The following is a 22,007-nucleotide window of genomic DNA, read 5'->3' on the forward strand; positions in this document are numbered from 1 at the left end:
TCACCTGTTGCTCCCGTTGGACCTGTCGCTCCAGTTGGACCTGTTGGACCGAGCTTAGGAACTGTCCCATCGCAACTAAAACAGCATGAATCAACATGTACACCATTTGTATTATTACTCCATAAAGACATGTTGACCCCTCCTTCGTGTTCAATCTTTTAAGTACAGCCAACTAATTAGAAATATTTTTCTAATAAAAAATCAGTTTTTATTTTCCTTATCAACTACCCGATCTGGAACAAACCTTTTATAAACAAAGGTTTATTCCTTACATTCTAATAATTATTACATGCAATACGCTCCCCTTTCGCTTGTACTTTCGCCTTCCTTCTTAAACGAATTTCCTCTCCTTCAGTCTTGATACACATCTGCATTTCAATACGGTATATCAAAATCCATATAAATCGTTATTTTTCGTCGAAATTTTAAAAAAATATTGACACTTAAAATATCCTCATAGTATGATTTTGTTGTTGTAATTGATAACGATTTTCAATATCGTACATTGCAAATAAAATAATTTATTTGGGGGCATAAGATGAAGAAAATTCTTAGCATTTTCATGGTAGTTCTTCTATTCGTTGTCGGATGCGGACAACAGAAAGAGGAGAAAAAAGAAACAAAGGCGGACAATAAAAATCAAGCTATAACAATTAAACATGCTGAAGGGGAAACAAAGTTAGATAAACCAGCGAAAAAAGTTGTTGTACTTGAGTGGGTATATGCAGAAGACTTATTAGCACTTGGTGTTCAGCCAGTAGGGATGGCAGACATTAAGAATTATAATAAATGGGTAAATACAGAAACAAAACCAAGTAAAGATGTTGTAGATGTAGGAACTCGTCAACAACCAAACTTAGAAGAAATTAGCCGTCTAAAACCAGATTTAATCATTACAGCTTCATTCCGTAGTAAAGCGATTAAAAATGAATTAGAACAAATTGCACCAACAGTTATGTTCGATCCATCAACAAGCAATAACGATCACTTTGCTGAAATGACAGAAACATTTAAACAAATTGCAAAAGCAGTTGGAAAAGAAGAGCAAGGTAAAAAAGTATTAGCTGATATGGATAAAACATTTGCTGATGCAAAAGCAAAAATTGACAAAGCAGGCTTAAAAGATAAAAACATCGCAATTACACAAGCATTTACAGCTAAGAACGTACCAACATTCCGTATCTTAACTGACAATTCTACAGCTTTACAAGTTACAAAAAAATTAGGTTTAACAAATACTTTTGAACCAGGTAACTCTGAGCCAGACGGTTTCAAGCAAACAACTGTAGAATCATTACAAAGTGTACAAGATTCAAACTTCATTTATATTGTAGCGGATGACGATAACATTTTTGACACTCAACTAAAAGGCAACCCTGCTTGGGAAGAATTAAAGTTCAAAAAAGAAAACAAAATGTATAAATTAAAAGGCGACACTTGGATTTTCGGTGGTCCTGAGTCTGCAAAATCTTTAGCAACACAAGTAGCAGATGTAATGACAGCGAAGAAGTGATTACACGATGAATAGCTTACAACATACACTTCGAGCAAGTCTTGTATTCGGAGGAGGAGCAGCTCTCTTGCTCCTCCTTTTCTTTATTCATATCGGGCAAGGACAAGCAAATATTTCCTACAGTATGATTATCGATGCTCTTATCTCACCGAATCAATCGCTAGAGCATCAAACTTTAATCATGCTTCGACTCCCTAGAGCTGTAATAGCCATTTTAGCTGGAGGTGCTCTTGCTGCATCTGGAGTCATTTTGCAAACTTTAACGAAAAATCCACTTGCTGAATCAAGTACAATGGGAATTCATTCAGGTGCATATTTCTTTCTAGTAGCGGCTACAATTTTCTTACCGAAAGGTTTGCAAATTAACTCCCTTCTTTTCACATTTATCGGTGGTGCAATTACTGCTTTATTTGTATACCGTATTTCTGGTGGAAAAAAGGGAACCCCACTTAGAATGGCACTAGCTGGTATGGTCGTTACATTAATGCTTTCTGCCTTTACCGGAACGATGCAGCTTTTCTATGAAAATGAAACAGCTGGTTTATTTTTATGGGGAGCTGGATCTCTTATTCAAAATAACTGGGATGGCGTTCAATTCGCTTTTCCATTTATTGTTATTTCTTTCCTAGTTTTACTATTCATGTCACGTAAGCTTAATATCCTCTTACTCGGCGATGATGTAGCTGTTTCACTTGGAGAGAAAACAGCAGTAACACGGTTTATCTCGTTCATCGCTGCAATTTTTTTAACAGCAGTAATTGTAACTGTTGTTGGACCGATTGGCTTTGTCGGCTTAGTCGCACCACATTTAATGCGCCTTATTGGTTACCGTCAACACTTTACACTTCTTCTCTCCTCTTTCTTATGGGGAGCAATATTATTGCTAGGAGCAGACGTTGTTGGTAGATTAATAGATCCAACTGGTGCCGAACTTCCTGTCGGAGCAGTTACAGCAATGATTGGATCACCTTGGCTTATTTATTTAGTGTATCGAATGATGAAATCGAAACAATATATGAATGATAATGGAGCTAATGCAGCTGGAGCTAGTTCTCGCTATTACTCTTATAAAAAGGTAATCATTATATCTATCATACTTTGTATTGTTACGATTTCTCTTGGCGTTGCAATCGGTAGCAACTCTTATATCGAAAGCATTACAAATGTCATAACAGGACAATTAACACAATTTGATAAAAATATGATGATGAATCTTCGTTTACCAAGAATGCTCGTTGCCGCTATTGCCGGAGCATGTCTTGCGATAAGCGGACTTGTTTTCCAAGGCATATTACGAAATCCACTTGCTGATCCATCTATTATCGGAATTTCGTCTGGAGCAGGTGTTGGTGCTTTAACCATTATGTATGTCTTCCCTGCACTTCCTGGTTTCTTCCTACCAATTGGTGCATTTATTGGTGGACTACTTGCAGTTGGAATTGTCCTCTTCTTCTCATGGAAATCAGGATTTAGCCCAACAGCTCTCGCTTTAATAGGGATTGGAATTTCAGCGCTTGGATCAGCGATTATTCAAATCTTTATCGTTAAAGCGAATTTGAATGTGGCTGCTGCTTTAACATGGTTGTCAGGTAGTACTTATGCAAGAGGATGGAATCACTTAGAAAATATCATTCTATATCCATCGCTGATTCTTGTACTAATTATCTTTTTCTTAATGAAACAACTTGATGTTCTCGTACTTGGAGACGATTTAGCAACCGGACTCGGGCAACCAGTAAATAAAACGCGCCTTGCTCTAATTGTATTAGCGACACTACTTGCATCAGTCAATATCGCTGCTGTCGGTACTATCGCCTTTTTAGGCCTTGTTGCACCGCACTTAGCGCGAATCGTTGTTGGCATGAATCATCAAAGACTATTCGTTTGTTCAGCACTGTTTGGAGCAATCCTGCTTTCCATTGCTGACTTACTCGGACGAACAATTGCATATCCGAAAGAAATTCCTTCTGGGCTTGTTGTTGCTGTACTTGGAGCTCCGTATTTCTTATGGTTAATGAGGAAAAGTGGGAAGAAAGTTAATTAAAAAGGAGGCTTCTTGTATTGGAAGCCTCCTTTTTTTATTATTCATTTTCATAGCTTAACAGGAAACTAACTGTTTTTCACGAATTTAACCCATGAACATAACTAGGAGGGATAACATGTACCAAACAATTGAAGGCTTTTTACAATCATGGAAATATGAAGCTGAGTCTACTCAAAAGATGCTCGATGCATTAACAGATGAATCTTTGTCACAAGAAATCGCACCTGAACACTGGACGTTAGGAAGAGTTGCTTGGCATATCGTTACTGCAATTCCTGTTATTCTATCAGGGACAGGGTTAAAGTTTGAAGGTGAAACAAAGGATTATCCTGTACCAACTTCAGCAAAAACAATTACAGATGAGTACCGTAAAGTAAATGTAGCTTTTGTTGAAGCACTTCAAAGCGAATGGACTGATAAAGACTTAGCTACTATTAATGACTTCTTTGGTCGTCCTATGCCGAATTCTATATTTTTAATGACACTCATTAATCATCAAAATCACCACCGCGGACAAATGACTGTTTTAATGCGACAAGCTGGCTTAACAGTTCCTGGCGTATATGGTCCTGCAAAAGAAGAATGGGCTGCCGCTGGAATGGAAGCTCCTAAAATGTAAGGACAGAAAAAGACAAGGTGTTTACGCACCTTGTCTTTTTCTGTAACTTGTTTCATGTGAAACTATTTTTTGCTAAATGGTTGTTTTATGGAAAAAATAAGTTAAAATGAATACATATTATGAGGAGGGGCAACCAAATTGAATACAAAAAATAAAAAAATAGCTATGGGAACTGTTTTACTAACTTCCATTATTGGAGTTATCAGTGTATCTCTTTACTTCACAAGTTATGGTACCCCTTGGGAAAAACAAACAGCAATTACAGAATCAAAAAATTATATTACAAAATACTTTAATCTAGACGCGAAATTCAAAAATACTTCTTACGATTCTAAAATGGATAGCTATGCAATCTCCTTTGAAACAAATGAAGATGGAGAGTTTACTATCGAATATAAAAGTCCTAATAACTTTAACATTTCTCCAGGAGTGCAAGAGTATTTAAGCAAACACTACAAATTTACAGAGTAGTAACGAAGCATACATATACAAAAAAGAGTTGGTGTAACGCCAACTCTTTTTTCTTATTCTTGTCATACTGTTACATCTTCCTTCTCTATATTTTTAATTCCGTAATACGCAATCACAACTCCAATTGCTGCCAATGCTAGTTGAAGGGGAAGAAAAGTTGCTGTAGTAAACGTTGGGTTGCTATTCATTGCAATTGATACAACGATAAGGGATGAAACAATTGTAGTTGGCACTGAACGTTTACGCATTCCAAAATATAATGGGATTAAACTCATTCCCGCAGTTGCAATAGCTAAAGGAACCAGTTTTATTCCTTCTTGCGTCAATTGATCTACTGTAAATGGATTAGGAAGAATTGAAAAATAACTATCTATCCCAAAGAACACTCCTACTACTAAAATGTTAGATAAAATAACTGTTAGAAATGTTAATGTTGCTGTAATGGCCAACTTACTACTCATCATTTCCCTCCGATTAATAGGATAAGAAAACATAAGTAGTATTGTCTTATTTTTATATTCACTAATTATTAACCTTGCGATTAACACACTACCAAAAATAATGAATGTTGCTCTTACTAATGTACTAGCCATCAGCAAAATCGCCTGCGGATCTCTTATTTCTGGATCTCCTTCTATTTGAGAAACGAAACTAACAAAGATTAATAGTGCCAGTATGACGATATTTGCAATAATTGCTCTCTTCACATACCATCCGAGCTTAAACTTCTTCAGTTCTAGCTTCATAAGACGTAGCATGATAGTCCTCCTCTCTTTTAAAATTTAATTGATATAAATTTCCTTTATCGTATCTATCTCAAAAGCAACCTCCTTCTTAAAGTCTTTTCCAGCGAATGTCTTAAAACCAAAAATCACACTAGCAATTGCAATTACTATTATTTTTTTCACTGCTCATACCCCAGTTCGTTATTGTTTTATGCTTGCTTCACGCCACATCAATCTTGTCGATTTTTCGATACGACAGATAACTAATAAAAATCCCTACTAAACAGAGCACTATTGGGATAGCTATAAAATTATAAAAACTTACTTGATTGTTTCCAATGTTACTGTTCATTATCATCCCGATTATTACTGCAGAAGTAATCGTTGTCGGTGCCGATTTCTTTCTCATCCCAAAAAATAAAGGGATTAAACTTATACCAGATATCATAAATGCATTTATAAAAGTAGCTGGAACGGTAGCTATTATTTCACCCATCGTAACAGGCGTTTCAATTACTCCCATCATTGGATTCATAAAAAATATGAGCAAACTAATAGTGAAAGTAGCGATAATCATGCTCACAAAGCAAAAACTAAAAACAATTGTTAATTTCGCCCTCATTAGCGTTTTCCTTTGCAATGGATACATAAACAATAGTTGCATTGTTTTGTTCTTATACTCATCAATTACTAAACGTGATAAAATGACCGAACTAAAAATAAGAAATGTCATCCTAATAAAAATGTTTGCTAAGGTCATATATTTTGTAAAATCAGTGAGCGCCGCATCTACTTCACCTTTCGCTCCCAACCCCATAAGACTTACCGCAGCAAAAATTGCTATAATACAAATGGCTACCCCTTTAAAGTAACTAGATAATTTATGTTTCTTCCATTCAAGTTTCATTAATTTAAACATATAAACCACACCTCCATTACTGACATAACTATCTCTATGCTACTAACATTCTAATTCCAGCCGTAACTACGCTTACTATTCCTATCACTAGTAAAATTAACGGCCATTTCCGCTCAGGTTTTCTATAATATAAAATCCCACTTATGAACATTACAATCAATCCACTTACTAGATTCACTAACAATCCATTAAGCATGAATGCCCTCTCCATCCATTACATTTAAGAAATATTCTTCTAAGGAACTATGTTTCTTATTAATACTTTCAATTTCTACATCGTTCATAATAAGTGCTTTTGAAATGGCTTGCTGAGATGCTGCCGTATCATACACACGAATCATGTTTCCACTCATTATTTTGTAGTTTTTTATACCAAGTTTATCTTCTAAAATATAAGCTGCTCGTTTCACGTCAGGAACAGTGATTTCAATGTACTCTGTTTGTTTTCCGTTAATACTCTTCATTGAAACTTCTTTTATTAGTTTTCCATTTTGAATCACACCAATTGTATCTGCCATTTGTTCCATCTCGCCTAAAATATGACTAGAAACTAATAAAGTAATGCCATATTCTTTGCAGAGCATTTTAAATAAGTCTCTTAATTCTTTAATACCAATTGGATCTAAACCGTTAATTGGTTCATCTAAAATGAGTAGTTCTGGCTTTGTCATGATCGCCCTTGCAATACCAAGTCGTTGCTTCATCCCTAATGAAAAATCTTTTACTTTTTTATTATCAATGCCGTGCAGTTTCACTAAATTTAAAGCATGGTCAATTGCGTTTTTATCATAATAGCCCATATATTCACAATGTAATTCTAAATTTTCCTTCGCCGTTAATTTATCATAAAAGATTGGATATTCAATAATTGTCCCCATTCTTTTTAATACTTCATAAGATGTGTCTGTTAACTTCTCACCGAAAATTTCAATATCACCACTCGTCGGTTTTATTAAATTCGTAATCATTTTCATAATCGTTGTTTTACCAGCACCGTTCGGTCCTAAAAAACCGTAAATCTCTCCTCTTTTCACATGCATGTTAACGCTAGAAATAACTTCTTTCCCTTTAAACACTTTCGTTAGCTGGTTCGTCTTTAATATATATGTCATGTCACTTTCCCCTTTCGCACCGCTCTATATTTCTATAATAGACAACGGAAATCTCTTTTTTCTTACCCGTTCCTTACAAATTCCTTACGTTCAAAAAAAGCTTGTAGAATCTACTTCTCTACAAGCTAAAACTGCATCTTTGTTAATACAACTGTAAAAATTGTTTTTTCATACGGCTTACTAGAAAGATGAATTTCCCCATCCATCGCTTCCACAAGCCTTTTCGTAATCGTTAACCCTAGACCGCTTCCTTGGTACAATCTATTTCTCGAATCTTCAAGTGTGTACATACGCTCAAATACTTTATCAATATGAGATTCATCAATTCCCTTTCCTTTATCCCATACATCTATATACACACTCGTTTCATCATCTCTTAAAGTCATACCGAGTGCCTTTCCATCGTCTCCATATGTAATCGCATTGGATATTAAATTATTTAACACCCTGCCTAATACTTCTGCATTTCCAAGTGCATATATATTTCTTTCTGGTATGTCAATATGGACATGAAAACCTTTCGTCGTCACTAAATCATAGAAAGATAAAATCTTTTCGCGACAAACTTCATTCATATTTACTTTTGTCATCTCGATTGCCTTGTCACCAGATTCTAATTTTGCTAAATCAAAAAACTTATGAATCAGTTCCATTACTTCCAGTGTTTTTACATGCACTTTTTCAAGTAATATTTGCTGTTCTTCTTCACTTATCGTTTTATCCATATTTAACATTTCTACATATCCAAGAATGACTGTGAGTGGCGTTTTCAAATCATGCGAGATATTTGAAAGCATCTTTCTCATGGAAATCTCAACCTTTGCATGATCTGCATTTGTTTTCTGCTTAGCATCTAACAAATGATTAATAGCCACTAATAACTTTTGCAATTCTGTATCATCCGTCATAATTAATAGCTTCTCACCAGTTTGTTCTTTTACAATTCGATTTAACTTCTCATACGTATAGCGTAAATTCCTACTACTATTTTTCCTAATTTTATATTGCACGTAAATAACGATAAGCAATATAATAATCACCACTGTTAAAAATATAACCATACTACATCACTTCCAACTTATAGCCGATGCCCCATAATGTTTTAATATATTCTGGATTAGATGGATCACTTTCAATTTTCTCACGTAATCTTCTCATATGAACATTAATAACATTATCATCACCATAATATTCTTCATTCCAAACAAGCTTATATATTTGCGCTTTCGTAAAAACACGATTTTGATTCTTCACGAATAGCTTTAAAATCTCAAATTCTTTTAAAGTAAGTTTAAGCTGTCTTCCCTTTTTCTCCACAGTGAAATTAATTGGGTCAATTATTAAATCACCAATCTGAATGGCCTCATCTTTTGATTCCACAGCTGAATACTTTGTAGACCTTCGAATAGCGGCTTTTACACGTGCTGCCAATTCAATCATAGAAAATGGTTTACAAATGTAATCATCCGCTCCAAGCCCTAAGCCAATCGCCTTATCAACATCTGTATCTTTTGCCGACATCATTAAAATCGGAACAGCACTTTTTTCTCGAATGATTCGCACAACCTCTAAGCCATCTAACTTTGGCATCATAATATCGAGAATAATCAAATCAAATGAACCTTTTAAAAATGCGTTAACTCCTTCTTCTCCATCAGATGCGATTGTAACTTGAAAACCTTCTTTTACTAAATATGTTTCAACCATCTCTTGAATTGAGATATCATCTTCAACTAATAAAATATGATATGACATATTTCTATCCCCTTTTCACAAACATTAACAATTCAATTGTATCGCAACTGCAAATTAGTTGGTACAATTATATGAATTTTCAAACCAACTTCCCTTCCTTCCTTAACAATGATATGATGAAATTCACTACTATTGTTCATAATTAACTTTATATAAAGGAGACTTATCATGTCAGAAAACAAAAAAGTAAGCTTAGCTGATTTAATGCGCGAACAACTTGCAAAGAAAAAGCAAGGAAATGGCAACGGCTCAAATAATGGAAATCAAAGTCAAGAAACGAAAAAATTACAAAACCAACAAACGAAGAAAACAAACAACCAACGTAGACGTACAGGTGTATAAATGAGCGGGCAAAAACGATCTAACATTTCATCAGGTCTTGAAGTTGATATTGTATTAAAACAAGATCAACGTACAGGCAAGCTAACAAGAGGAATTGTAAAAGATATTTTAACTAACTCACCCTCTCATCCGCACGGCATTAAAGTACGATTGCAGGACGGGCAAGTTGGCAGAGTCCAAAATATCATTCAATAAGAAAAGGAGCTCATTTAAACTTGAGCTCCTTTTTCTTTATTAACCTTTAATTTTCTCGATGAAAACTACTTTTAAATAGTCTCCTTCTTTAAATTGATCAATTGTACGGAAATCTTCTGGTAAAGAATGTTCTTCTAATATTTTATATTTACCGTTCATTTCTTTGAATGCCGTATCGATAAAGCCATTAAACTTTTTCATATCGAATGCGCTACAATTTGTAGAAGCAACGATAATACCGTTATTTTCTGTAATCGCAATTGTTTCTTTTAATAAGTTTTTATAATCTTTCGCCGCACTGAACGTATATTTTTTTGAGCGTGCAAAACTTGGAGGGTCAAGTACAACCATATCAAATTTCATCTTTTTCTTAGCAGCATATTTGAAATATAGAAATACATCTTCTACAATAATATCTTGTGCTTCGTAATCAATTTCATTTACACTAAACTGCTCGATCGTTTTACTTAAGCTACGATTTGCAAGGTCAACACTTGTTGTTTTACTTGCGCCGCCAAGTGCTGCAAATACAGAGAAAGCTCCAGTATAAGAGAACATATTTAAAACTGTTCTTCCTTTTGCATATTTATCACGAATTTGTTTTCGAACGTTACGTTGATCTAAAAATACACCAACCATCGCCCCATCATTTAAATATACAGCAAAGTTTACACCGTTTTCTTTTACGATAAGTGGGAACTCACCGCGCTCTCCTGTTACGAAATCATCACCTTCAATGTACTTTCCTTTCGTATCAAAACGTTTTTTCTCATAAATCCCTTTGAAGTTCGCTACTTTTTGAAGTGCTGCTACAATCTCATCACGGAAAGTATAAATCCCTTCACTATACCAACTAATTACGTAATAGCCGTCATAATAATCGATAATTAAGCCACCAAGACCGTCACCCTCACCGTTTACCACACGGAATGCTGTTGTATCATTTGATTTATAAAAATCTTTTCGTTTATGTAAAGCAGATTTTATTTTACTTTCAAAGAAATCCTGATTTATTTGCTCTTTCTCTTTTCTCGTTAAAATCCAGCCATACCCTTTATTTTGTTTTCCATAATAGCCTTTTCCGATAAATTGGTTCTTCTCATCTACTACCTTGATGATTGTCCCTTCTTCACGAATATCGTTTAAATTTTGAATCGCATCTTTTAAAATAAGCGGATATCCACTTTTAATTTCTTTTATAAATTTCGGTTTTATTTTTATAGTTACTTCAGATCGCATGTAATGTCTTCCTTTCCATTTGAATGCTTTCTAATTAGTAGGAAGCAATGTAAAAAACGAGGCTGAAAAAAAGCCTCGTTTCACTATACCATATTATTGCTTTGCTCGTACAACTAGCTCATCCTCTCGCTTAATCGAAAAAAAACTTATTTATTTCAGCATTACCATTGACATTGAAAATGATTTTCATTATCATTTAATGTATATGAAACGATGAAAATAATGATAGGTTTATAGGAGGAATAGAGAAATGATTATTGTTACAAATACATCTAAAATTACGAAAGGTGACGCACATAAATTAATTGAGCGCTTTAATAAAGTAGGTAAAGTTGAAACGATGCCTGGTTTCTTAGGACTAGAAGTTCTTCTAACTGAAAATACAGTTGATTATGATGAAGTAACGATTAGCACTCGTTGGAATGCAAAAGAGGATTTCCAAGGTTGGACAAAGAGTACGGCCTTTAAAGATGCGCATTCACATCGTGGTGGATTACCAGATTTTATTATCGATAATAAAATCTCATTCTATGATGTTAAAATTGTCCGTATGCCAATTGCTGCGGCTCAATAACTTCGTTTTTAATAGTTGGTATAGAAGTATGAGAAGGAATACATCTTCTCTACTTCTATACCTTTTCTTTTTTCAACTTCTTTTCACCAACTTCGCATGCACGACTAGTCTGCCCGCCTCTGGATCTAGTGCATAATCACACGTTGAAAGTGTTAAAATTTGATCATCCGCTGTCACTTTTGTATCTGTTTTATAGAGTGACCTATCCTTAATTTTTTCTAGAAAAGATGCATAGTCTTCATCGCTTCCAAAATCCGTTTCAATATAATAGAAATCAGTTGTCGTTGTATATACTGAAAATACTTCTACATCATATCCTTCAAACAAAGTATCGTAGTACAATTTGCGATGAGACATGAAGAAATCTTCTTCTAATATTTTTTTAAGACTCCCAAACATAGAGCCGTCTTTCATACGATGTCCGTATAGAATCGTATTTCGATTTTGAGATTTTACATCGTTACGATGATCCATAAAAATACTGCCTGCCCTCATGTCCTCACCTTTATAATTACGGTATAAATAGTAATCGTTGTCTTTGGCTTGAACAATTGGATAATTAATTTGCGTATCATCCATCGTAATCCAGCCAACTATTTCTGGATTAATTTTTTGTAAGGCTTGAAACTGCGCACGTACTGCTCCATCTGATGATTTTTCTTCCATCGGACTCCTTTGATAAATATCTTGTGCTTCAGCCATTACTTTGCGATTTTCATAGTAATCCATGAACATCCCGCCTAATTCATACACGGAGTAGAAAAAGATACCTAAAAAAGCAACTGTAAGTATTCTTTGAAAAAAGGAATTCTTTTTCTTTTCTTTCTTGCCGCTCAAATTATCACCTCAAAACGGATTACCAAAGGGATTTAGTCGCCTATCAAATACCCATTGGCACCATATACAATCCTGTATCTTCATCGTGCTTTACAACAACGTCTACACCATATATCGTCTTGATCATATCTTCCGTTACGACTTCACCTGGCTTACCCTTCATCACAATTTCTCCATCTTTCATAACGATAATATGATCGCTATAACGGATTGCTTGATTAATGTCATGTAATACCATAACAATCGTTAAACCATGTACTTCATTTAACTCTTTCACTAACTCTAATATTTCAAGCTGATAGTAAATATCTAAATACGTCGTTGGTTCGTCTAAAAACAGCATGGGCGTATTTTGCGCTAAAGTCATCGCAATCCAAACACGTTGCCTTTCCCCACCAGATAATGCATGTATTGGCTTATCACGCTTATCTTGTAGTCTCGTACACGTCAATGCTCTTTCTATTGCTTCGCTATCCTCATCCGTTTGTGTAGAAAAAATATTTTTATATGGCATACGCCCAAAACTCGTCAATTTTTCAACTGTAATATCTGCTGGCGCCTCATTTTGCTGATGAACGACCGCTAGCTTTCTAGCAAACTCTTTCGGCTTATACTGGCTAATAGCTTTCCCATCTAGCATTACTTCTCCGCTACGGGGATCATGATTTCGCGACATAACACCTAGTAATGTTGATTTCCCACAACCATTTGGACCAATAATTGTTGTAATTTTTCCAACCTCTATCTCACTACTAACAGACTGTAAACGATCCGTTACATTATCATAAGAAAAGGTTACATTTTTAATTTCCATGAACTCGATCACTCTTTCTAAGCAAGAATATTAAGAACGGACCACCGATGACTGCCATAATCGTCGCCGCTGGAATTTCATTAGGCGGTACGATTAGCCTACCAATTGTGTCTGCCGTTAAAATTAATAACGCACCTGCAAGGGCTGAAAATGGAATAAGTACTTTATGATCTGATCCAACCAGTTGCCTTGAAATATGCGGGATAAGTAATCCAACGAAAGCGATAACACCCGCAATTGCAGTTGATACAGCTGCTAAAAGAACAGCAATGACAGAAATAATAAGGCGTACCCTCGTCACGTGAAGTCCAAGGTTTTTAGCCGTTTTATCTTGTAGAGATAATAAATTACACCACGCCCCTACAAACAGTGCAAGTACAAGGCCGATTGATCCATATGTAACAAGTACTTCCACATCGCCCCATGTCTTCATCGTTATATTAGATGTTGTCGTCTGCTTAATACTTTTAATGAAATATCCGCAAATCGTAACGAAAGATTCATTTAAACCAGTAAACATCGCATTTATCGCTATACCGATCAAAATGATACGCAGCGGACTTAAACCTGATTTCCAAGAAAACGCATAAACGAGATAACAAGCAAACGCACCGCCTAAAAACGCGAATAGTGGTGTCCAGAAAAAGAACTGAGGGAATAGCGTAATGATAACAAGCGTCATAAAACTGGCCCCTGAAGATATCCCGATAACCCCAGCATCCGCAAGTGGATTTTTCATAACTGCTTGGAAAAGCACACCAGAAACAGCAAGCGCCGCTCCAGTGAAAAGTGCAATAATGATGCGCGGGAAACGTAAATCTTTAATGACTTCAACATCTTCATTTGTCCCTGTAAATATACCTTGAAAAAGATCAATGACACCTATTTCTAAACTACCTTTCACAGCGGATACAGTAGTCATAATAACTAGTAATACTGTGACGATGAAGAAACTCCAAATTTTTTTATTCATCTCAATCTTCCTTTATCTATACATGCATCATGGATACATCATTTTCTTTAATTCATCTAAGGCTTCAATAGCTGCTAAATTCCCCGTCGTTCCAAATAAGCGCTCTTCTAAATCGTACACTCTATTATTTTTAACTGCGGCAAAATGCTTCCAAATGTCGTTCGTTTTAAATTCCTTATCGAACATTTTCACAACTTCATCTGGCATACCATGCGCTGCACGTAAAATAATATCTGGATCAGCTTTTTTTAAGTACTCTGTATTAGAAGCTAAATATTCTACTTTCTCACCTTGTACTATATTTTTACCACCTAGTTGTTTTACTAAATCCCCGATATATGAGTGTTCTGTCGCTACTAAATAGCTTCCAGGCACTCCAAGTAAAATAAGGACTGTCGGTTCTTTCTTCCCTTTTACTTGTTTTTGAATGTCTGCAACCTTTTTATCAAACTTTGTTACGACTGCTTCAGCCTGTTTCTCACGCCCATATTTTTTGCCCAACTCTGTAATTGAGTTTTGCATGTTTTTTAAACTCGTTAAATTTAAAAAGTTTGCCTTAATGCCCGCTTCATTAAAAACTGGCTTCAACTCATATTCAAGCGTCGTAACAGATAATACTTCTGATGGTTTCATTGATTTTACTTTTTCCATATCAGGACTCATCGGATTCCCAACTTCAGGTAAACCTTTATAGCGCTTTGGCAAAGTTTTAGAACTTGTAGGAATACCTGCTAAATCTACTTCTAATGCATCCATAATTTCAGTCACAGCAACTGTCGTTGCAATAACACGTTCCTCACTACTGCTCTTTACCTTTTTTGCCGTTTCTTTTTTGGGTGATGAGCACCCAGCTATACTAAATAAAAGAATGATAGCCATGAATACACTCGTGATTTTCTTCACTCTCAATCACCACTCCTTTCGGTACAATATGAAACGAGTCTTGATGCATGAAACCATGCATCAAGACTCCAAATTTTACAGTCTACCTGCTCTATATTTACGAACTAAGAAAGCAAGTGATCCTAGTAATAGCAACATATACATTCCAATCTGTGCTGTATCTGCTGTTTTTGAGTTTTTCTCTTTTTCTACATCATTCTTTACATTTTCATTTTGCTTCTTACCGTCCGCATTTCGGTTAAAATCAGGATTACTGATTGTTTTTACATTGTCTACTTTCGGTGTAATCACTGGATTTTTCGGTTCATTCTTCGGATCGTTTTTCGAATCCTCTTTAATAGTTCCTACTGCACCAATATTATTTGTATCAAATTGAATTTGCACATCGTAGAAATGATGGTAGTTCATTGAATCGATATCTACTTTTGTTTTCGCATTTAATTTCGCAAATAAATCATCGATTTCAAACTCTACTACTCTCGTATCTGCATTTTTATCTTCACTCACTACTTTTGCATCAACAAATGCACCAGCATTTTCTGTTTGGAACTTCGTAATCCACGCACTATTTTTCAGTGTCATCGCAACATATTTTTTGCCATCTTTCACTGTTAATCTTGCTGGCTTTACAACGTATTGATTCATCATTGAAATCTCATCCGTTTTATCTTTTAACACTTTAAAAGCAACATCATATTGACCGTCTTTTAATTTTTTCGGATCGACTGTTATGTGTCCATTTTGGTTATTATTTCCGCCTTGATTATTGTTTCCATCTTGGTTGTTACTTCCACCTTGGTTATCGTTTCCGCCTTGATTATTGTTTCCATCTTGGTTATCGTTTCCGCCTGGAATGTTGTTTCCATCTTGATTACCTAAAGCTTTAATACTACCTTTATCAAATGCAAATTGAATATCATAGAAATGATGGTAGTTCATCGCATCAATATCCACTTTCACTTTTGCATTTAACTTTTTCGATAAGTCGTCTACTTCTACTTCCACTACTCTTGTATCTTGCTCTTTATTTGTACCTAATACTTTCGCATCGACAAACGAACTATTCTTTTCAAACTCAAACTTTGTAATCCATGAGCTATTCGTTACTGTGAAGGATACATATTTCTTACCATCTTTCACTTTTAATACGCCTGGACTCTTCGTATATGTGTTCATCATTGAAATTTCGTCTGTTTTATCTTTTAGCACTTTAAAACCGATACTGTATTCACCATCTTTAAGAGCATTTGGATCAATTGTTGTGTTATTGTCTTGGTTATCGTTTCCGCCTTGGTTGTCGTTTCCTCCTTGGTTATTGTTTCCGCCTTGGTTGTCGTTTCCGCCTTGGTTATCTAACGGCTTAATGCTATCTTTATCAAATGCAAATTGAATATCGTAGAAATGATGATAATCCATTGAATCGATGTCTACTTTTACTTTTGCATTTAATTTTTCCGATAAATCTGCTACTTCTACTTCCACTACGCGTGTGTCAGCTTTCGTATCTTCACTTAATACATTCGCATCAACAAACGAACCATTTTTATCAAATTCAAACTTTGTAATCCATGCACTATTCGTTAATGTAAATGATACATATTTCTTACCATCTTTTACTTTTAACACACCTGGACTTTTCGTATATGTGTTCATCATTGAAAGTTCATCTGTTTGATCTTTTAATGTTTTAAAATTGATGCTGTATTCGCCATCTTTAATTGTTTCAGCATCTGGTTTCTTATTTCCATCCGGTTTTTCTACTTCCGGCTTTTTATCTTCATCCGGTTGTTTCTCTTCATTTTTAATTTGTTCAAGCTTGTCTTGTTCAAATACAAGTTGTACGTCATGAGTTTGCTTGTAGTTTCTTGATGCCATCTCAATAAATACTTTTGTATTTATTTTTTTTGATAAATCGGCTACTTCAAATTCTACGACTCTTGTATCTTTTTCTTTATCTTCACTCACTACTTTTGCATCAACAAATGCACCATCTTTTTCCGTTTGGAAATTTTTAATTAATGAGCTGCTTTTTAGCGTTACAATCTCTTTTTTCTTACCATTTTCTACTTTCAATACTCCTGGATTTTCCATGTAAGTATTCATTTTAGATTCTTCATCTGTTTTATCTTTTAACACTTTAAATGGAATACTGTACGCACCATCTTTAATTGTGTTAGAATTTGGTTGTTGATCTGGGTCAGGCTTTTGGTCGGGCTTCTGACTTGGATCCGGATTTTTATTTGGATCTGGCTTATTAGCTGGGTCCTCTTTTTCATCTGGTTTTTCTACATGAATTGGTGTAATGCTATTTTGGTCGAATGAAATACGAATGTCATAGTAATGATGATAATTAAAAGCATCAATATCAACTTTCACTTTCGCATTTACTATTTTCTCTACATCTTCCACATCAAATTCTACTACTCTTGTATCGTTCTCTTTATCTTCACTAACTACATTTACATCAACGAATTGACTACCTTTTTCTGTTTCAAACTTCGTAATCCACGAACTATGTGTTAACGTAAAGGATACTTTCTTTTTCCCATCCTTTACTTTCAAAGTCCCCGGGCTTACAGAATATTGATTCATCATTGATTCTTCATCTGATGTATCTTTCAAAACTTTGAAACCAATTGAATATTCACCGTCAGCTAAAGTTGTAGCTGCTTGAACTGCAAGCGGTTGTAGCGTTGATACGAATGTAAAAATCGTTAGAAACATTGCAACAACAATTTTAAAATACCTGTTCAATAGAATGACTCTCCTTTTTAAAAAATTTCCAATTATTTAATGCTGTTCCCATCAAATACAAAACGAATATCATATGAAGCGTTATAATTAATAATTGGGATGTTAATTTTTACCTTACCATTTAGTTTTTCTGACAAGTCAGCAACTTCAAATTCTACTACTCTAGTATTCTCTTTTTTGTTTTCACTTAAGACTGTTGTTTCTAAGAATTGACCATCTTTTTCTACTTGGAAACTTTTAATAGAAGCACTATCTTTCACTTTAAATGAAGCATATTGTTTTCCGCTTTTAACTGTTAATGTTGCTGGGCTTTCAAAATAACTATTCATTCTAGATGATTCATCTTTATCGCCTTTCCATACAGTAAAAGCAATATTATATTTCCCATCAGCTAGTTGTGTAGCAGCTTTTGCATCTTGTAAACCTAGTGTTGCTATAAACGTAAATAAGACAGCAAATACGGCAATAATCATTTTAAATTGTTTAAACATATATTCATCGCCCTTCCAAAGATTTATTTACTTAACTTCACTTTACGAACTAAGAAAATACCTGAGATTAAAACTAACGCTGCAAATAATCCAATGCGAGCATCATCACCTGTTTTTGGGTTATCTGTTTTTTCAGCCTTTCCACTTTCATTTGTTCCTTTATTTGCATCTTTATTTGTTGCTTTGCTCTCTTCTTTCTTTTGCTCTTCTTTTACTTGGCCATCTTTTTTAGTTTGATCATCAGTTTTTGTTACACCAGCTGCATTGTTATCGCCGCCTACAGCTTTTACATTCGCATCAAATGCAAAGCGAACTGTGTAATGATGGTCGTAGTTTGCACTTGGTACAACAACATGAATTTTTACTCCTAACGGTTTAGATAAATCATCAACTTTAAATTCAACCGTTCTTTTATCAGCTGCTTCGTCTTTGCTAATTACTTTTGAATCAACGAAGTTCCCATTCTCTGGTGCTTTAAATTCTGTAATCCAAGCACTATGGTTCATTGGAACTTGTACTCTCATCTCACCATTTTTTACAATTAACTTAGCTGGTTTTTCAAAATAATCATTTGCCATTGAAGCTGAATCATCTTCCGCCTTTTTGATAACGTAGTTAATATCGTAAGTACCATCAGCTAATTTTGCTGAGGCTTGTCCAGATGGTATTACGAGAAAAGCTAGCATACATACTAACGTTATAATAAATGCGGGTAATACTGAAAACTTTCTCATTTTGCTTACTTCCTCCTTGTTTATCTTTCGTTTTATATTTTTAAAATGATAATTATTCTCAATTTATAAGAAAAAAATAATCTCTTCTACCTTTATTTCATTGTCATTACTTTATGTAATGTAAGTATCGTTGATTATCATTCTCACTAAAGGTCAAAAAATATAATATCCCTCTATATTCCCTATAAAAAGCACTCTAAAATAATTCAATCGCTTTACTGATTATCATTCTCAACAGACTACAAAAAAAATAAACTACCTAATTCTATTGTTCTATCACCTCTTCTTCCAAAAATGATATAGTCATAGAAAACCGCTTCCCCTGCTCCCTCACTTCCCTTCCAATATTTCCACAACTAAGTCAATCTTAGCCTAATGCTAATTTTATTGTCAACTATATTACGTATAATTTTTTTAATATCTAAATTTTTTTATATACGGCTTTTTCTACAAAAAAAGAGGCTTCCTTTCATAGAAAGCCTCTTTTCTCTATTTTTCTACAGCAATTTCTTGCTTTTGAAACTTAGAAACTATATAACCAATTCCTATACCGATCATACCTGGAACTAACCAACCAATCCCTACGCTATATAATGGAATTTTATCTAAAATAGGTGTTAGTGCAGCAATTTGAAGATCTGCATTGTGTAATCCATCAAAGAAGCTAATCGCAAATGATCCTACAATACCACCTACATACATCGCTAATGGAAGACGAACGTAGTTTTCAACGAGTGATAATACGATCAATACGATACCAATTGGGTAAATTGCAATTAAAATTGGCAATGCTAATGCATTTAACTGAGTTAAACCAAGATTCGCTACCATAAATGCTAATACACAAAAAATGAAAACAACTTTTTGATAAGAAAGCTTCGGTAATAACGAAGAGAAATATTCTCCACAAGCTGCAACAATACCAACAGAAGTTGTTAAACATGCTGCTGTAATTGCGATGCCTAGTAATAACATTCCGTAATTACCAAATAAATGATTTACGACGTTTGTTAAAATGATCCCTCCGTTTGCTCCCATTCCAAGTGAAACACTAGAAGCTCCAAGGTAAGCAAGCGCCAAATAAACAAGAAGTAAACCAAGTGCTGCAATAAATCCTGCAAAGATTGTTACTTTCGCAATACTGTTCTTATTTGTAATACCTTTTGCTTTTAAAGCACTAATGACAACATTTCCGAAAACGAGTGCTGCAAGTCCATCTAAAGTTAAATATCCGTCGATAAAACCTTTAAAAAGAGGAGCACTATACGCTTCTGTCGGTGCACCAAACTCTCCCATTGGCGTAATAATTGCTTTCGCTACGATAATTGCTATAACAGCTAACAAAATTGGAGTTAACACTTTACCGATGCGTCCCACTAATTTCGATGGGTTTAAAGCTAAATAGAACGTTACTGCAAAGTAAATAAGTGTAAAGATAACAAGTGGATATGATTGACCAGCTATTTCACTTGGTAAAAACGGTGCAACACTCATTTCGTAAGCAACTGTTCCTGTACGTGGAACACTTACGAATACGCCTAAACATAAATAAATTGCAGTGATAAAAACAAGTGCGAATATAGGATGTACACGTCCTGCTAATTCATTAATATCTCCCTTTAGAGCTATAACAATAACCCCTAATAAAGGCAGTCCTACACCTGTTACGATAAAGCCAAATAACGCGATCCATACATCTGTTCCAGCACCTTGTCCTAACGCTGGTGGGAAAATCATATTACCTGCACCGAAAAACAGTGCAAATAACATTAAGCTTATTGCAAACATCTCAGAAAACTTTAAAGATGATTTCATTTCTACTAACCTCCTGAATAATTATCTGATTAACAAAATATTCTGAATTAAATTCCGTCACATATCCTCTTTCAAGCATACTTCCCTATAAAAGAACGCAAAAAACACCCGTCCCTAACAAAGGGACGAGTGTTGAAATCGTGGTTCCACCCTTATTCTAATAAAATGAATTTATAACAAAATAAGCTCATTTTATAGCTCGTGTAAATTGATAACGGTTTTATCCGCCAAGAATTACAATGCATCACGCAGTTCACTCTTGAAGTTTAGAGGTGGTAAGTTTGTCTTTCCGTATTAGGAAGCTCACAGCCTAAGGCTTCCCTCTCTGAGAATCGTCAAAAACAACTCATGTCCTCATCATTACTTTTATAAAATATTTTGTCGAAACTTGTTGTTTTTTATTATATGGGCTATTTTTTAAAAAATCAATAGTTTTATTTTTTCTGACAAAAAAATATAGGGAGAAAACTTTTCTCCCTATAACTGCCCTATTAATATTTCTAATTCGTCAGCTGTAATGTTTCGCCATTTTCCAGATTCTAGTCCATTTAGCTTTATATTCATAATGCGAACTCGCTTTAGCTTTGTTACAGTAAACCCGAAAGCACGGCTCATTCTACGAATTTGCCTATTCATTCCTTGCGTTAAAACGATGCGGAATGTAGACTGATTAACTCTCGTCACTTTACATGGCTTCGTCATTCCATCTTTAATCTTTACACCGCTGGACATCTCATCAATAAACCAGTCTGTAAACGGCTTATCAACGGTAACGATATATTCTTTCTCATGCTCATGATTACCATGTAAAATTTGATTGGCAATCGCACCGTCATTCGTTAATAAAATAAGTCCTTCCGATGCTTTATCTAACCGTCCAACAGGAAAGATTCGCTCTGGATAATTGATATAATCAATAATATTATCTTCAATATGATCGGCTGCTGTGCAAGTAATGCCAACTGGTTTATGAAAGGCAATATACACTTTTTCTTTCTCTTCTTTTGCAATAACTTGCCCATCAATCGTTACAATATCACCTTCATTAACGAGTGCACCGTGCGTACATACTTCACCGTTAATACAGGCACGTCCTGCTTTAATGAGACGGTCTGTTTCACGTCTTGAGCAGGATTTTGCTTCGCTTATGTATTGGTTGATTTTCATGTTTTATTCCT

The 22,007-nt window shown here is 34.8% G+C and carries 24 protein-coding genes, 1 pseudogene and 1 other annotated feature; of the genes and pseudogenes, 7 read left to right on the forward strand and 18 right to left on the reverse strand.

The genetic code is table 11. The features are described 5' to 3' along the window. Window positions 1–131: pseudogene (locus V7038_RS12035) on the reverse strand (BclA C-terminal domain-containing protein); the annotation flags it as partial. A 407-nt stretch (window positions 132–538) separates the two neighbouring features. Here V7038_RS12035 and V7038_RS12040 point away from each other — a divergent pair. The 4 genes from V7038_RS12040 (at window position 539) to V7038_RS12055 (ending at window position 4,647) form a co-directional block, all read left to right on the forward strand. After that, window positions 539–1,513, forward strand: coding sequence for an ABC transporter substrate-binding protein (locus V7038_RS12040; RefSeq protein WP_335470337.1), 975 nt, complete (start codon window positions 539–541; stop codon window positions 1,511–1,513). A gap of 7 nt (window positions 1,514–1,520) precedes the next feature. Next, window positions 1,521–3,557, forward strand: a complete 2,037-nt coding sequence (gene fhuB / locus V7038_RS12045; protein ID WP_002112121.1) for a Fe(3+)-hydroxamate ABC transporter permease FhuB — start codon at window positions 1,521–1,523, stop codon at window positions 3,555–3,557. A gap of 115 nt (window positions 3,558–3,672) precedes the next feature. Next, window positions 3,673–4,176, forward strand: a complete 504-nt coding sequence (locus V7038_RS12050) for a DinB family protein (protein ID WP_002112123.1) — start codon at window positions 3,673–3,675, stop codon at window positions 4,174–4,176. A 138-nt stretch (window positions 4,177–4,314) separates the two neighbouring features. Beyond that, window positions 4,315–4,647, forward strand: a complete 333-nt coding sequence (locus tag V7038_RS12055; protein ID WP_070129040.1) for a spore coat protein C — start codon at window positions 4,315–4,317, stop codon at window positions 4,645–4,647. Window positions 4,648–4,709: 62 nt separating this feature from the next. Here the strand turns inward: V7038_RS12055 and V7038_RS12060 are convergent, their stop codons facing one another. The 7 genes from V7038_RS12060 to V7038_RS12090 all read right to left on the reverse strand — a co-directional run bounded on the left by V7038_RS12060 (window position 4,710) and on the right by V7038_RS12090 (window position 9,158). Further along, window positions 4,710–5,405 carry an ABC transporter permease gene (locus tag V7038_RS12060; protein ID WP_335470341.1) on the reverse strand — a complete coding sequence of 232 codons (696 nt, stop codon included), beginning with the start codon at window positions 5,403–5,405 and terminating at the stop codon, window positions 4,710–4,712. Between the two features lie 24 nt (window positions 5,406–5,429). After that, window positions 5,430–5,555 (reverse strand): hypothetical protein, encoded by a 126-nt coding sequence (locus V7038_RS12065; protein ID WP_256416129.1) that lies wholly within the window; start codon window positions 5,553–5,555, stop codon window positions 5,430–5,432. Window positions 5,556–5,592: 37 nt separating this feature from the next. Continuing rightward, window positions 5,593–6,291 (reverse strand): ABC transporter permease, encoded by a 699-nt coding sequence (locus V7038_RS12070; protein WP_335470344.1) that lies wholly within the window; start codon window positions 6,289–6,291, stop codon window positions 5,593–5,595. 34 nt (window positions 6,292–6,325) lie between these two features. Then, complete coding sequence (locus tag V7038_RS12075) at window positions 6,326–6,487, reverse strand: hypothetical protein (protein WP_002112131.1); 162 nt, start codon at window positions 6,485–6,487, stop codon at window positions 6,326–6,328. Further along, window positions 6,480–7,403, reverse strand: a complete 924-nt coding sequence (locus V7038_RS12080) for an ABC transporter ATP-binding protein (RefSeq protein ID WP_002112134.1) — start codon at window positions 7,401–7,403, stop codon at window positions 6,480–6,482. The genes V7038_RS12075 and V7038_RS12080 overlap by 8 nt, the downstream gene beginning before the upstream one ends. A gap of 125 nt (window positions 7,404–7,528) precedes the next feature. Next, window positions 7,529–8,464, reverse strand: a complete 936-nt coding sequence (locus V7038_RS12085) for a HAMP domain-containing histidine kinase (RefSeq protein ID WP_335470347.1) — start codon at window positions 8,462–8,464, stop codon at window positions 7,529–7,531. Between the two features lies 1 nt (window position 8,465). Then, a complete protein-coding gene (locus tag V7038_RS12090) occupies window positions 8,466–9,158 on the reverse strand; it encodes a response regulator transcription factor (RefSeq protein WP_002112137.1) in 693 nt (230 codons plus the stop codon). A 168-nt stretch (window positions 9,159–9,326) separates the two neighbouring features. Between V7038_RS12090 and V7038_RS12095 the strand changes: the two genes are divergently transcribed. Then, on the forward strand, window positions 9,327–9,500 hold the full coding sequence (locus V7038_RS12095; RefSeq protein ID WP_002112138.1) for a hypothetical protein: 174 nt from the start codon (window positions 9,327–9,329) through the stop codon (window positions 9,498–9,500). Continuing rightward, window positions 9,501–9,695 carry a YwbE family protein gene (locus V7038_RS12100; protein WP_002112142.1) on the forward strand — a complete coding sequence of 65 codons (195 nt, stop codon included), beginning with the start codon at window positions 9,501–9,503 and terminating at the stop codon, window positions 9,693–9,695. It begins immediately after the preceding gene. A 39-nt stretch (window positions 9,696–9,734) separates the two neighbouring features. On the opposite strand, the gene V7038_RS12105 is transcribed toward V7038_RS12100, so the two are convergent. Next, the gene (locus V7038_RS12105; protein WP_002112143.1) at window positions 9,735–10,934 is read right to left on the reverse strand and encodes a class I SAM-dependent rRNA methyltransferase; all 1,200 of its coding nucleotides are present in this window, start codon (window positions 10,932–10,934) and stop codon (window positions 9,735–9,737) included. A gap of 250 nt (window positions 10,935–11,184) precedes the next feature. Here V7038_RS12105 and isdG point away from each other — a divergent pair, with 250 nt between their 5' ends. Then, on the forward strand, window positions 11,185–11,508 hold the full coding sequence (gene isdG, locus V7038_RS12110) for a heme oxygenase (protein WP_002112144.1): 324 nt from the start codon (window positions 11,185–11,187) through the stop codon (window positions 11,506–11,508). 72 nt (window positions 11,509–11,580) lie between these two features. On the opposite strand, the gene srtB is transcribed toward isdG, so the two are convergent. From srtB to V7038_RS12155, 9 genes are all read right to left on the reverse strand, one after another. Beyond that, entirely contained in the window at window positions 11,581–12,345 is a 765-nt protein-coding gene (gene srtB / locus V7038_RS12115) for a class B sortase (RefSeq protein WP_002112146.1), read from the reverse strand. A gap of 43 nt (window positions 12,346–12,388) precedes the next feature. Further along, window positions 12,389–13,159 carry an ABC transporter ATP-binding protein gene (locus tag V7038_RS12120; RefSeq protein WP_002112147.1) on the reverse strand — a complete coding sequence of 257 codons (771 nt, stop codon included), beginning with the start codon at window positions 13,157–13,159 and terminating at the stop codon, window positions 12,389–12,391. After that, complete coding sequence (locus V7038_RS12125) at window positions 13,149–14,132, reverse strand: FecCD family ABC transporter permease (protein ID WP_002112148.1); 984 nt, start codon at window positions 14,130–14,132, stop codon at window positions 13,149–13,151. Before V7038_RS12125 ends, V7038_RS12120 begins: the two co-directional genes overlap by 11 nt. A 27-nt stretch (window positions 14,133–14,159) precedes the next feature. Continuing rightward, window positions 14,160–15,041 carry a heme ABC transporter substrate-binding protein IsdE gene (gene isdE, locus V7038_RS12130; protein ID WP_002112150.1) on the reverse strand — a complete coding sequence of 294 codons (882 nt, stop codon included), beginning with the start codon at window positions 15,039–15,041 and terminating at the stop codon, window positions 14,160–14,162. A gap of 69 nt (window positions 15,042–15,110) precedes the next feature. Beyond that, window positions 15,111–17,789 carry an NEAT domain-containing protein gene (locus tag V7038_RS12135; RefSeq protein WP_335470354.1) on the reverse strand — a complete coding sequence of 893 codons (2,679 nt, stop codon included), beginning with the start codon at window positions 17,787–17,789 and terminating at the stop codon, window positions 15,111–15,113. A gap of 32 nt (window positions 17,790–17,821) precedes the next feature. Next, window positions 17,822–18,280: an NEAT domain-containing protein gene (locus tag V7038_RS12140; RefSeq protein WP_002112155.1), complete on the reverse strand. Its 459-nt coding sequence runs from the start codon at window positions 18,278–18,280 to the stop codon at window positions 17,822–17,824. Between the two features lie 23 nt (window positions 18,281–18,303). Further along, window positions 18,304–19,014: a heme uptake protein IsdC gene (gene isdC, locus V7038_RS12145; protein WP_002112156.1), complete on the reverse strand. Its 711-nt coding sequence runs from the start codon at window positions 19,012–19,014 to the stop codon at window positions 18,304–18,306. A 489-nt stretch (window positions 19,015–19,503) separates the two neighbouring features. Beyond that, window positions 19,504–20,829: a branched-chain amino acid transport system II carrier protein BrnQ6 gene (gene brnQ6 / locus V7038_RS12150; protein WP_002112158.1), complete on the reverse strand. Its 1,326-nt coding sequence runs from the start codon at window positions 20,827–20,829 to the stop codon at window positions 19,504–19,506. 118 nt (window positions 20,830–20,947) lie between these two features. Then, window positions 20,948–21,199, reverse strand: a binding site (T-box leader). A 107-nt stretch (window positions 21,200–21,306) separates the two neighbouring features. Beyond that, a complete protein-coding gene (locus V7038_RS12155) occupies window positions 21,307–21,996 on the reverse strand; it encodes a 23S rRNA pseudouridine(2604) synthase RluF (RefSeq protein ID WP_002112159.1) in 690 nt (229 codons plus the stop codon). Window positions 21,997–22,007 lie beyond the last annotated feature (11 nt).

Source organism: Bacillus sp. JJ783 (genome assembly GCF_036963225.1).
In the GTDB taxonomy this organism is placed as follows: Bacteria; Bacillota; Bacilli; order Bacillales; family Bacillaceae_G; genus Bacillus_A; species Bacillus_A cereus_U.